General features: G+C 62.6%; 9 protein-coding genes. 2 read left to right on the top strand and 7 right to left on the bottom strand.

Going from position 1 to position 13,022, the window contains the following annotated elements; all coding sequences use genetic code 11:
- The 5 genes from PMI35_RS33710 to glgA form a co-directional block, all read right to left on the bottom strand.
- Nucleotides 1-169: DUF2934 domain-containing protein (locus PMI35_RS33710; protein ID WP_008056715.1), on the bottom strand; the 169-nt coding region annotated here is incomplete at its 3' end.
- A gap of 21 nt (nucleotides 170-190) precedes the next feature.
- The gene (locus PMI35_RS24220; RefSeq protein WP_008056713.1) at nucleotides 191-2,965 is read right to left on the bottom strand and encodes a malto-oligosyltrehalose synthase; all 2,775 of its coding nucleotides are present in this window, start codon (nucleotides 2,963-2,965) and stop codon (nucleotides 191-193) included.
- Entirely contained in the window at nucleotides 2,962-5,040 is a 2,079-nt protein-coding gene (gene malQ / locus PMI35_RS24225) for a 4-alpha-glucanotransferase (protein WP_008056711.1), read from the bottom strand. The genes PMI35_RS24220 and malQ overlap by 4 nt, the downstream gene beginning before the upstream one ends.
- Nucleotides 5,037-6,833, bottom strand: coding sequence for a malto-oligosyltrehalose trehalohydrolase (gene treZ / locus PMI35_RS24230; RefSeq protein ID WP_008056709.1), 1,797 nt, complete (start codon nucleotides 6,831-6,833; stop codon nucleotides 5,037-5,039). The genes malQ and treZ overlap by 4 nt, the downstream gene beginning before the upstream one ends.
- A gap of 12 nt (nucleotides 6,834-6,845) precedes the next feature.
- Nucleotides 6,846-8,432, bottom strand: coding sequence for a glycogen synthase GlgA (gene glgA / locus PMI35_RS24235; RefSeq protein WP_008056707.1), 1,587 nt, complete (start codon nucleotides 8,430-8,432; stop codon nucleotides 6,846-6,848).
- Between the two features lie 556 nt (nucleotides 8,433-8,988).
- Here glgA and PMI35_RS24240 point away from each other — a divergent pair.
- Both PMI35_RS24240 and nudC read left to right on the top strand, forming a co-directional pair.
- The gene (locus tag PMI35_RS24240) at nucleotides 8,989-9,801 is read left to right on the top strand and encodes a crotonase/enoyl-CoA hydratase family protein (protein ID WP_008056705.1); all 813 of its coding nucleotides are present in this window, start codon (nucleotides 8,989-8,991) and stop codon (nucleotides 9,799-9,801) included.
- A gap of 7 nt (nucleotides 9,802-9,808) precedes the next feature.
- A complete protein-coding gene (gene nudC / locus PMI35_RS24245; protein ID WP_008056703.1) occupies nucleotides 9,809-10,639 on the top strand; it encodes an NAD(+) diphosphatase in 831 nt (276 codons plus the stop codon).
- On the opposite strand, the gene PMI35_RS24250 is transcribed toward nudC, so the two are convergent.
- Both PMI35_RS24250 and PMI35_RS24255 read right to left on the bottom strand, forming a co-directional pair.
- Nucleotides 10,607-11,386: a TSUP family transporter gene (locus tag PMI35_RS24250; protein WP_008056701.1), complete on the bottom strand. Its 780-nt coding sequence runs from the start codon at nucleotides 11,384-11,386 to the stop codon at nucleotides 10,607-10,609. The two genes, nudC and PMI35_RS24250, sit on opposite strands and share 33 nt — an antisense overlap.
- Nucleotides 11,387-11,565: 179 nt before the next feature.
- Complete coding sequence (locus PMI35_RS24255; RefSeq protein WP_008056699.1) at nucleotides 11,566-12,804, bottom strand: acyl-CoA dehydrogenase family protein; 1,239 nt, start codon at nucleotides 12,802-12,804, stop codon at nucleotides 11,566-11,568.
- Nucleotides 12,805-13,022 lie beyond the last annotated feature (218 nt).

Raw genomic sequence — 13,022 nt, 5'->3', positions numbered from 1 at the left:
CGGCGGGCTTGCTCGCCGCCACTTTTGCCGGCTTTTTCGGTGCCAGGGCTTCGGCTTCAGCCAGTTTGCGCGCCATCTCCCAATGCCGTGCTTCCTGGCCCTCGGGTTTGCCTTCGGATTCCCAGATTTGATAGGCAAACTCGCGGATGCGTTTATCGTCGGTACTCATTGCATTGCTCCTGAACTGAACTCAAATGTGTGTAGCCTGGATAAAGAGATTGACCGGGAAATCCCCCAGCGCGGCGCTGATCATCAGCTCCCTGTTTTTTGTGACTGCGACGCTGGAAAAAAGTCCCTTCAGATTTTCCTCGGCGACTGTCAATGGCAAGCTGACCCGGGTATCGCCCCACTGCGGTGCGTCCACATGGGGCACGGCACTGTTTTCCAGCAGTGCCGAACAATGGATCGGCACGATGACGATGGCGCGGACACCCTCCCATTCACGGACAAATCCGAGCACCCGATTGGCCTGGCTGCCGATGACTTCGAGAGCCTGGTAAGTGCCGCGTCGAAACAGCTCGGGGTGCTCGGCACGGGTGTTTAAAGTTCGCGCAATCAGGGCTTGCTTGATGCGCCCGTCGCGCCAGTGTTCCAACAGATCAGGCAAGTCCAAGGGTTGCTGCAAGGCCTGTTGGCGGCTGGCGTAATCCACCGGCCGGCGGTTGTCCGGATCGACCAGTGTGAAGTCCCAGAAGTCGTTACCCTGATAGAGGTCCGGCACTCCCGGTACGGTCATGCGCAGCAAGGTTTGCGCCAATCCGTTGAGGGCGCCAGGCAAGGCAATCGTGCGGGCGGCCTTGCCGAGGGCATTGCGCAGTAATTCACCTTCCGGGTTCAGCAGCAGGCGCCGGGAAAAGCTTTCGCTGGCTTGTTCGTACGCTTCATTGGGCGTGCTCCAGCTGCTCTGCAGCTTGGCTTCGCGCAGGGCTTTGCGTTGCCATTGGCTGATGCGTTGCGCGTAGTCTTCCAGGGCCGGTGGGTCGTCGGCGCGCAGGTCCAGCGGCCAGCTGCCCAGCAGCGCCTGGTAGAGAATCAACTCATCGCCGGCCGACGGCATCTGATCGTCATCACGCAAGGGCCGGGCAAGGGCGCGCCAGAGGCCGATCTGCTCGACGTACCATTGACTGCGTTCACTCAAGACCGCCAGGCGCGCGCGGGTATCCTCGCCACGCTTGTGATCGTGGGTCGCGGTGGCCAGCAGGTTGTCGGGAAACTGTTCCAGACGCTTGCGGCACGCGGCATGGAAATCGGCCACCGGGGCACTGAATTGCTCGGTGCTGAAGCCGACGTCATTGCGCGACAGTAGCACCGCCGAGCGATAGAACGCGGTGTCTTCCACGGCCTTCGCGGCGGCAGGCGAAGTCAGCTGTTGAAAGCGCACGCAGGCATGCTTGAGGCGTTTGCGCAGGCGGCCAGCCGGGCGTTTTCGCCAGCTTTCGCCCCCCAGCCAACCCGCCAGGCACTCGAGCACGGGCCAGTCGGCTTCACCCAGGGTTTGTCGGGCACCTTCCATGGCTTGCTGGAAAAACACCTCGTCCTGCGCCGAACGCCCCAGGGCGCCGATGTAGGTGCGATACACCGAGAAATGCACGATCAATTCCTGCAGCGCTCGACGGATCGCGCCCAGCGTCAGGTCGCGGGTCATCAGGTCATCCCGGGCCACTTGCAACAACGCCTGGGCGACACTTTCGAAATCCCCGGCCAGCGAGCCATTGAGAATCTGCTGTCGCGCCAGTTGGGCTTCCTGGCGGAAGTCGGCCGGGCGCTCGCTGTAGCGGTGCCAGAGTTCGCCCAGGGCGTGCTCACCTGCGGGGTCGTGTTGCAGCATCGACAACTGGTTCATGAATTCGTAGCCGGTGGTGCCATCCACCGACCAGTCGCGGTGCAGGGTTTCGCCTTCGCCAAGGATCTTTTCCACATAGATCGGCAGGTTCCGGCCGGGCGCTAGGCTGTCGACCCGCCGCCGCAGTTTACGGCAGTAGCCCCGTGGGTCGGCGAGACCGTCGATGTGATCGATGCGCAACCCGTCGACCAGCCCTTGCGCCACCAACTGGAAAATTTTCGCGTGGGTTGCCTCGAACACCGCTGGGCGCTCGACGCGCAAACCACCCAGCTCGTTGATATCGAAAAAACGCCGCCAGTTGATGTCGTCCGCAGCGGTGCGCCAACTGGCGAGGCGGTAGCTCTGGCGTTCCAGCAAGTTGTGCAGGTTTTGGAAACCCTCGCCGGTCTGCGAGTCGTAGGCTTTGAGGTTTTGCTCAATGGCCTGCAGCATCGCCGGATCGCTGGCCAGTTCGCGCAACTCTTCCTTCAAGGGGATCGCCAGGCTATGGGCGTCCGACTGATAGCTCAAAGTACTGAAGCGATCGGCCAGTAACTTGAGCGGCTCGACATCGGCCTTGAGCAGCTCGCCGTAATGGCTGGGGCAGATTGGAAAGTGATGCTCGTAATGCTCGACATGAAAGGCGCCGCGCTGGGCATTGAAACGCAACGCCAAGGTGCCGTCCTGCAAGGCGATGCCGTAGTCGCTACCGAGGAACGGCAACAGCAACTGGCCTTCCATCAAGGGGTCGGGCGAGTGCCACTGGATATCGAAGAATTCGCCATACGGGCTCAGGCGTCCCCACTCCAGCAAGTCCAGCCACCAGGGGTTGTCGTTGCCGCCGACCGCCATGTGGTTGGAGACGATGTCGAGGATCAACCCCATGTTCTCACCGCGCAGCGCGCTGACCAGGCGGCGTAACGCCGGTTCACCGCCCAGTTCCGGGTTGACGGTGGTCGGGTCCACCACGTCATAGCCGTGCATGGAGCCGGCGCGGGCGCTCAGCAGCGGCGAGGCGTAGACATGGCTGATGCCGAGACGGGCGAAGTAGGGCACCAGCGGCACGGCGTCGTCGAGGGTAAAACCTTTGTGAAATTGCAGCCGCAGGGTGGCCCGTAGCGGCCCGACAGCGACCGGGATCATTGGTCACGCTCGGCCGCCTGAAGTCGCGCGCAGGCGAGCAGTTCCAGGCGTCGGGCGGCGTCCGGGCCATCGAGCAAGGCTTCGCTGTTGCCGGGCAAGCGACGGGACCAGTTGGGGTGGGCATCGATGGTGCCGGGCAGGTTGGCCTGCTGCTCGATGCCCAAGGCATCTTCCAGCGGCAGCAGTACTAGTGGCGCGCGGGTGTGGCCAAGGAAACGCACACTGGCGTCGAGGACCTGATCGGTTTCGTGGGACTCTTCGCGAAAGTTCTGCGGGTCCTGGCTCAAGGCCCGGCGCAGGCCTTCGCGTTCGCGTTCGCGATGCTGGCGCCACTCGATTTCAGCGCTGGCATCGACCAGGCCGAGGCGGGCGTTCCAGTCGATATCGCGGCCGTGCCACCAGCCATTGAGGGTCGGCAGGTCGTGGGTACTGGTGGTGGCCAGGGCGTTGTCCGCCCAGTCGAGGATCGGTTTGAAGTGCGTGTTGTCCTGTTCGAACAGCAACACGCGCATGCCGAGAATGGACCGGGCGCTGAGTTTTTCCCGCAGGCCGTCCGGCACCGTGCCCAGGTCTTCGCCGAGGACGATGGCCTGGTGACGATGGGATTCGAGGGTCAGCAGGCGCAGCAAGTCGTCAAACGGGTAATACAAATAAGCGCCGTCGGCGGGCGGTGAACCATTGGGGATCACCCACAACCGTTGCAGGCCCATGACATGATCGATCCGCAGGCCACCGGCGTGGGCGAAGTTGGCGCGCAGCATTTCGATGTAGGCGCGAAAGCCGTTGCGCACCAGGCCTTCGGGGGAAAACGCGGAGATCCCCCAACCTTGGCCGGTGCGGTTGAGAATGTCCGGTGGCGCGCCAACGGTGAGGGAGGCGAGCAACTCATCCTGGCGACTCCAGGCCTGGCTGCCACCGCCATCGGCACCGACGGCCAGGTCGGCAATCAGGCCAATGCCCATGCCGCTGCTGCGGGCGGCCGCCTGCGCGCGCTCCAGGCAACGGGCGATCAGCCACTGGCAGAAGGCGAAGAAGCCGATGCGTGTGGAATTTTCTTCGGCGAATTCGGCCAGGGCGGCGCTGCGCGGGTTGCGCCACTGTTGCGGCCACTCACGCCAGTCGAGGCTTTCGCCCCGGGCGGCGCGGGTCTCTTGAATGGCCTCGAAGCGGCAATGATTTTCCAGGGCTTCACCGCCGGCATGGCGAAAGCTGCTGAAGTCGGCGTGCAGCGGATGTTCGCCGTGCACGAAGCCGTCGTACAGCGCCTGCAGCAGCCGATGCTTGGCTTCGGCGGCGGCCGGCCAGTTGATCAGTGGCTGTTCTTCCAGGTGCTTGAGTTCGGCCGCAAGGCCCGTGGCATCGATCGCGGTACGCAGCGCGCGCTCACCGAGAATCGCCCCCGGCGCGCAATACAAGCTATTGAGAAACAGACGGCTTGAAGGAGAATAGGGGCTATAGCGATGGGTGTCGCTGGCAAACATGGCATGCAGCGGACTGATCGCCAGTGCCTCGGCGCCGCGTTCGCCCGCCACGCGCGCCAGGTCTTCCAGCGCCTGGGTGTCGCCAAAACCGCCATCGCCGGCACGGCGCAAGGCGTACAGTTGCACGCTCAAACCCCAGGCGCGCGGGATCGGGCTGTCCACCGCATCGCCGACGCTGTAGCAGCGGGCGGGAGCGACGGCCAGGGTAAAGCTTTGCCCATCGATGTTGACGTGTTGGTAACCGACCGGGATCAGCCCCGGCAAGACGGCCTCGGCATCCAGCTTGAGACTGAGTTGCGAGCCATCTTCGAGATGAATCTCGCAGGGTGTCAGTGGCTCGAAAAAATGCGCCAGGTTGAGACCGACGCCGAAATCAGCGGTGATCAGCGGCGGCAGGAGTCGGGTCTGCTGTACCTGTTGCAATTCGAGCAGGCTGGCGTCGATTTCCTGGGCGCTGCCGGCCGGGTGGCCGAGTCCGGTGAGGACGTTGCGCAGCACCGAAGGCGCGACTTTTTGCGGGCGACCATTGGCGTCGATCCAGTCGACCGCCAGGCCGGCCCGGGTGGCCAGGATTTCCAGTTGCGCATCACTCATTGGCGCTCTCCATCAAGGGGTAGCAAAGGGGCCGCGGCCGTGAGGCTGACTAGCGCGCAATACGGGGGCAAGGTGCCTTGATCCAGCTGTTGGCCAGATCCGGGCGGGTGTTCGAACAGCCAGCCGGCGTCCACCGGTGAGGTGTGGCGTACCGGTGCGCTGCTGAGGTTGAGGTCGATGCGCAACTGGCTGCCATCGCCCAGGCGCCATGCCGCGCTTACCGCACCAACGCCCAGCACCTGAGCGTTGCGCGCGCGGGTGCCAGGCAAGTTCGGCACGATGTACCGATGGCGGATCTGCAACAGTTGGCGATAGAGCTCCTGCATCGCCGAGGGTTCGCTGGAGGTGAGGGCAGGGCGCGACGCTTCGAAGGTCTGTGGGGCGTTGGGATCGGGAATCCGTTCGCGTTTATCCGGGTCGGCAAACGCGCTGAACGCGGCAAATTCATTGCGCCGTCCCTCGCGTACCAACCGAGCCAGTTCGCCGTGGTGGCTGGTGAAAAACAGGAACGGTTGTTCGGCGGCGAACTCGTCGCCCATGAACATCAGGGGGATCATCGGCGACAGCAGCAACAGTGCCGTCGCCGCTTTCAAGGCGTCGGGGTGCGCCAGTTGATGCAGGCGCTCGCCAAAGGCGCGGTTGCCGATCTGGTCGTGATTCTGCAAAAACAGCACGAACGCACTGGGGGGTAAATGCCCGCTGGGCTCGCCGCGCGCTTCGCCATGGCGATTAAGGTGGCCCTGGAACACGAAGCCCTGGCTCAGGCAGCGGGCCAGTTGTTCGGTGGGGTTGTTTGCATAGTCGGCGTAATAGGCATCGGTCTCGCCGGTCAGCAGCACGTGCAAAGCGTTATGGCCGTCATCGTTCCACTGCGCGTCATAGCCCTGTTCGAGCAGGCTGGCCTGGTTATGTTCGTTTTCCACCACCAGCCACACATGGCGCGACGGGTCGGTCTGCTGGCGCACCCGCTGGGACAGCTCCTGGAGAAAGTCCGGGTCTTCGATGGCATGCACCGCGTCCAGGCGCAAGCCGTCAAAGCGGTACTCCAGCAACCACATCAAGGCGTTGTCGATGAAGAAGTCGCGCACTTCGCGCCGACGAAAATCGATGGCCGCTCCCCAGGGCGTGTGCCGGTCTTCGCGGAAGAAGCCCTTGGCGTAGCGGTGCAGGTAATTGCCATCCGGCCCGAAGTGGTTGTAGACCACGTCGAGCAGCACCGCCAGGCCAAGGCCATGGGCAGTGTCGATCAGGTGCTTGAGCTGTTCGGGCGTGCCATAGGAGGCCTGGGGTGCATAGATCAGCACCCCGTCGTAGCCCCAGTTGCGCTCCCCGGGAAACTGCGCGATCGGCATCAACTCGATCGCGGTGACCCCAAGCTCCACCAGGTGCGCCAGGTGTTGCTCGACGGCAAGGAAGCCGCCGAGGGCACCCACGTGCAACTCGTAGATCACCGCCTCGTTCCACGGGCGTCCCAGCCAGGTGCTGTGCCGCCATGGGTAGGCCAACGGGTCGACCACCACGCTGTGCTGGTCGATGTCCCCGGCCTGGGCACGGGAGGCCGGGTCGGGCACCTCCAGTTCGCCATCGATGCTGTAGCGGTAGCGCGTACCCGCCGGGCAGCGGGTGTTGATCACGAACCAGCCGTCGGCCTGAGGCAGCAACGGCAAGGACTGTCCATTTTCCAGTTCGACACTGACGTAGAACGCATCCGGTGCCCACAACGCGAATCGCGTGTTTTGCGGGTCCAGTTTGATTGCGCCGTGGGGCCAGGTCTCAAGGGTCCGTAACGGCATTTCGAGAGCCTCTTACTGTTTGTGCGATTTCCCCAAGGCCTTGGCCACCAGCTGTTCGTAGAGTTCGGCGTAGGGTTCGACCGCCTTGCACCAGTTGAACGGTGCCGCCATGGCACGGCAGCGCATGGCGTGCAGCAGGTCGGGGAAGGCGAAGACCTTGAACGCGCGGCTCAGGGCTTGCTGATAACTTTCCACCGTGGATTCATTGAACAGGAAGCCGGTCACGCCATCCTCAATGGTGTCTGCCAGGCCCCCGGTATTGCGCGCCACCGGCAACGAGCCGAAGCGCTGGGCGTACATCTGGCTCAGGCCGCAAGGTTCATAGCGCGAGGGCATTAACAGGAAATCGCTGCCGGCAAACATCCGCCGGGCATCGGTTTCGTTGAAGCCGATGCGCACACCGATCTGCCCGGGAAAACGCAGGGCCAGTTCGCGCATGGCTTGCTCTTCTTCCGGCTCGCCACGCCCGATGATTGCGATCTGGCCGCCGGATTTGACGATGTATTCGGAGACCGCTTCGGTCAGGTCCAGGCCTTTCTGATAAACCAGGCGCGAGACCACGGCAAAAAGCGGGCCTTCGCTGTCTTGCAGGCCGAACAGCTGGCGCACGTGGGCGGCGTTGACCGCCTTGCCGTTCCAGTCGCCGATTTCGAAGGGGCAGAACAGGTGCGGGTCGGTGGCCGCATCCCAGCTTTCGTCGATGCCGTTGGGAATACCGCTGAGCAGGCCTTGCTGGGTCTTGGCGGCGAGGAAACCGTCCAGGCCGCAGCCGAAGTCCGGGGTGGTGATTTCCTGGGCGTAGGTCGCGCTTACCGTGGTGATGTGGCTCGAATAAGCCATGCCGGCCTTGAGGAACGACATCTTGCCGTAGAACTCCATGCCTTCCTGTTGCAGGGCGTGTTGCGGAATGCCCAGCTCGGGGCAGGACCCCAGGCTCGTCACGCCCTGGTACGCCAGGTTGTGGATGGTGAACAGGGTGGGCGTGCGCTGCCCGCGCCAGTGCATATAGGCAGGGGCCAGGCCAGCCGGCCAGTCATGGGCGTGCACCAGGTCCGGGCACCAGTGGATTTGTGCGAGGTTGGCGGCAATATCGGCGGCCGCCAGGCCCAGGCGGGCGAAACGGATATGGTTGTCCGGCCAGTCGCGGCCGTTATTGGCGCCATAGGGCGAACCTTCGCGCTCGTAGAGTTCAGGGCAGATCAACACATAAATGACCAGACCGTCGGGCATGTCCATGCGCCCAATCTTGCACGGCGGGAGCGCCGCGTGACCGCCGAGTTCACCAATGATGTGAATCGGATTTTCACTGTGCATCACCTGCGGATAACCGGGGATCAGTACACGCACATCGTGCAGATGCGCCATGGCCCGTGGCAGCGCGGCGGAAACGTCACCCAGGCCACCGGTTTTCACAAGGTCGGCGATCTCGGAGGTGACGAACAACACTTTCTTCTTGTTGGGATTCTGACTGGCAACCGGGCCCAGCGTGCGGGTACCGCTAACGCTGATCGGTTGAGCACTGCGAGCAGTCACGACGCTTGATTCGCCGACCTGTTGATGAGCCAGCTCTCCCTGAACATCCAATGCCGCACTAGTCATATGAATCTCCCGTGTTGTTGATCTAATTCTTAGGTCTGGCAAACGGTGTTACGTGGCCAATGGGTGTGGCCGCGCGCAAAAGCGCTACGCATCGGCGAGCAAGCGCTCCCCAAATGCGCTGAAGCAGAATGGGTGAATTAACCATTGCAAGGATTGCACCAGTCGCAACGCACCTTCTTTTCACTCGACCGATCCCTTGGGGCAAAAGTTTCGACTTTTTTCCCACTTTGTGACCGGCCGGTCTCCCCCGCGAAAATCAGTCTAGGCCAGAACTTAGAGCGGTAAAGTCCAGATGGCAAAATTGTTCGACAATCGGTTATTTAGGTACGAACGTGCATGGTTTCGGTGCCAAAGCGCCGACGAAGTGCAGGTTTTTTTGCATTTTGGTGACGACAAGTCACTTGGCAGTCACATAAATGTGCGTCATGTCGCGTTCATCTCGCACTGTTATGGTGCGCGCACAGGTCCCGCTTTTGGCCGAACCACTGCCTTACCGCCTGCCTGGGTGCCTTGTTATAGTTCGGGCTTCTTTTTTGCCCGGTAAAGGATCACTAGCATGTCTCAGTACACAGCGTTCAGCGTCGAACTGGTCGATAAAATCGCCCATGTGCAGATCAATCGCCCAGACAAGATCAACTCGATGAATGCTGCCTTCTGGACCGAGATCATCGAGATCTTCCAGTGGATCGACGACAACGATGAAGTTCGCGTGGTGGTGCTCAGCGGCGCAGGCAAGCATTTCTCCTCCGGCATCGACCTGATGATGCTGGCCGGTGTGGCCAATGAGCTGGGCAAGGACGTGGGGCGCAACGCGCGCGTGCTGCGCCGCAAGATCCTTGAGCTGCAGGCTTCCTTCAATGCGGTCGACAACTGCCGCAAGCCGGTGCTCGCGGCCATCCAGGGTTATTGCCTGGGCGGCGCCATCGACCTGATCGCCGCCTGTGACATGCGCTACGCCGCAGAAGACGCACAATTCTCGATCAAGGAAATCGATATCGGCATGGCCGCCGACGTTGGCACGCTGCAACGCTTGCCGCGAATCGTCGGGGACGGCATGCTGCGCGAACTGGCTTACACTGGTCGCACTTTCGGCGCCGAAGAAGCACGGGGCATGGGCCTGGTCAATCGCATCTACAGCGACACCGCCAGCCTGCTCGACGGCGTCATGGGCATCGCCCGCGAGATTGCGAGCAAGTCGCCGATTGCCATTACCGGCACCAAGGAGATGATCAGCTACATGCGCGATCATCGCATCGACGACGGCCTGGAATACGTTGCCACCTGGAACGCCGCCATGCTGCAATCGACCGATCTGCGCGTGGCCATGGCCGCCCATATGAGCAAACAGAAACCTGAATTTCTGGATTGATTGAAAAATGACTCCACGCTGGACCACGGCAGTACTGGACACCGACCAGCCCGGCGGCTGGGCGGTAGCGCGCAGCCCCGAAGGCTTTTTGTTCGATGACAACGGCGCATTGTTCCCCCGCGAATGGCTCAAGCGCCAGGACCTGGCGATTCTCGCCGAACACGGCATTGGTCATCTGGATGGCGAACCTGTCTATCTGCTGGAGTTGCGCGCCCACAGCGATGTGCCGGGCTGCAACTGGAAGGGCTTGCGTGCGTTCATGCTGGAGGGCGATCACACCGTGTTCAAGGTCCTGGGTTACGCCGCGCAAATCGGCACCTGGGCCCGCGAGCACCGTTTTTGCGGCAACTGCGGCCAGGCCATGTCCCAGGTGCCGCGCGAGCGGGCGATGTATTGCCAGCCGTGTGATTTACGCAGTTATCCGCGGATTTCCCCAAGCATGATCGTACTGGTGACCCGTGGCGATGAAGTGCTGCTGGCACGCTCGCCACGCTTTGTCGCCGGGGTCTACAGCACGTTGGCCGGATTTGCCGAACCTGGCGAATCGGCGGAGGACTGCCTGATTCGCGAGGTGCGTGAAGAAGTGCAGATCGAAGTGCAGAACATCCAGTACCTGGGCAGCCAGTGCTGGCCGTTCCCGCACTCGATGATGCTCGGCTTCCATGCCGAATACGCCGGTGGCGAGATCGTCTGCCAGGAGGACGAGATCGAAGACGCCCAGTGGTTCAACGTGAACAACCTGCCGCCGTTGCCGGCCTCGCGCTCGATCGCCCGTTACCTGATCGACGCCTACGTGGCGCGGCGCTTAGGCCACGCTGAACCAGTGTTGCCAGGCTAGCCGCACGGTCAAGCCCAGCACCACGGTGATGAACACCGGCCGAATGAACTTCGCGCCGCCGCTGATGGCGGTGCGAGCACCGAAGAAGGCCCCGACCATCACCGACAGGCCCATGCTCAGGCCGATGATCCAGTCCACTTGCCCGGAAAACACGAACACCGACAGCGCCGCAATGTTGCTGACGAAGTTCATGCTGCGCGCCACGCCGCTGGCCTTCACCAGGTCGATCGGGTACATCAGCAGGCTGCTGACGGTCCAGAACGCACCAGTGCCGGGACCGGCCACGCCGTCGTAGAAACCGAGGCTGAAGCCCTGAGTCGATTGCCACTTTTTCCTGATCGGTGCGTCGCTGTCCAGCGGCGCTTTCGGCGTGCCACCGAACAACAGATAGAGTCCACAGGCGAACACGATCACCGGCAGCATCTTGTTCAACCATTCGGCCGGCAGGTAGTGGGCGACGACCGCACCAGTCAACGCGCCGACCAGGGTGCCGACGATGGCGTGGGTCCACTGCCTGGGGTGGAACAACTTGCGGCGGTAAAAGGTGAAGCTGGCGGTGGCCGAGCCAAAGGTCGAGCTGAGTTTGTTGGTGCCCAGCACCAGGTGCGGCGGCAGGCCGGCGGTCAGCAAGGCCGGGGTGGTCAACAGACCGCCGCCACCGGCGATGGCGTCGATGAAACCGGCAATGAAAGCGACAAAGGCCAGGATGGCCAGGGTGGTGAGGTCAACGCTGAGTTCGAAAGGCATGGAATCGGCTTAATCGGCGGGGGCAGCAAAGGGCTGCGGGGAAGGCGCGACATCTTACCTATATCCGACTCTGGCGGCGACCCGTCCGGCCTCATCGCGAGCAGGCTCGCTCCCACATTTGAAATGCATTCCCCTGTGGGAGCGAGCCTGCTCGCGATGACGGACGTTCAGGCGCTACATCATTTTCGCTCGGGCCCATTACCGATCTGCCACACGAACGGCGGCTCGGTCCGGTTGATTTCCCAGTCCCCGACAATCCGCGACTTGTAGATCACCGGGTTGTGCGAAGACACGGTACGCGCATTGCGCCAATGCCGATCCAGCGATTTGCCCTGGCGAATGTCCGAAGCCCCCAGCGCATTGAACAACTGGGTGGACGCGCGCTGGATCAGGTCCGTGACCACCACCTGCGCTTTTGCCGATTCGATTTCCGCGGCGACGTTTGCCGCGCGCTCCCTTTCGTCATCGCCGGCGAAACGCGCCAGATAAGCCTGTTGTGCCGGCTGCGCAGCCCGCAACGTGGCGGCCTCGGCGGCATACACCCAGGCGGCAATATCGCCGACCACTTGCTGCACCTGCGCGTCCTCGCTGACGCGCTGGGCATTGCCATGGCTGTAGATGCGCTGGCGTTCGCGCACATGCCGGGACACATCGCGCAACGCCGCACGGCCGATCCCCGCCAGGGTGGCCAGCAACACCAGCTGATAAAACGCGGTCTGGTATTTGAAGCGCGTAGCGAAGTCGATGAGGTTCTGCGCATCCACCTCGGCGTCGACAAAGCGTGAGGTGCCGCTGCCCGTGGTGCGCTGGCCGAACCCGTCCCAGTCGTCGCTCTGCACGATCCCGGGCTGGCGCGTGCGCACTGCGGCAATGACATCGCCACCGGTGTCGCTGCGCTGGGCGTAGACGTCGATCCAGTCGGAAAACAGGCTGCCGGTGCTGTAGAACTTTTCGCCGTTAAGCCGCCATTGCTCGCCGTGGGGCGACACTTTGGTGACCACGTCGCCAATCGCCACGTTGCCGATTTCGGTCCAGGCGCAACCGACGATGTCACCTTCTACGAAACGTTTGAACCAGATGTCCCGGGTCGGACCGGGTGGCGAATTGAGGCGATCTTCGGCAAAGGCGAAGTGACCGCGCAACGCCTGGGGGATGTTCGAGTCGGCCTCGGCCAGTTCTATCAGCAGTTCAAACAGCTGCGGCAGCGAGGCGCCGCCACCACCGTATTCCACGGGCACCCGCACGGCGCCAAAGCCGGCGTCCTTGAGCCATTGGATCGGCTCATGGGGCAGGTTGCGCGACTGCTCGCGTTCGAGGGCACCTTCGGCGATTCGCTGGAAAATCGGGCGGAACCTGGCGGCCAACGTCTCGTAGTCAGTGCCAACGGACAGCGGGTTGATTACCTGGTGTTCGGTCATGGGAACAGCTCCTTGGCTGGGCAGAAAAAACGATGCGTGTGCAAGGTGCGATTGCACAGTCCATGCCGTAGGGAGCAGCCAGGATTTTCGGGGCCGTGTGGAGATGGATTTGGCTCGAACTGTTGCTGTACCAACAGCGCAGCAGCAAATTGCCCCAGAAACCCCCGAATTATTGTAGGAGCGAGCTTGCTCGCGAAGGGGCCATCCGATTCAACATC

Origin of the sequence: Pseudomonas sp. GM78 (assembly GCF_000282475.1) — a bacterium.
GTDB lineage: Bacteria > Pseudomonadota > Gammaproteobacteria > Pseudomonadales > Pseudomonadaceae > Aquipseudomonas.
This window is presented reverse-complemented; position numbering and strand designations above follow the sequence as displayed.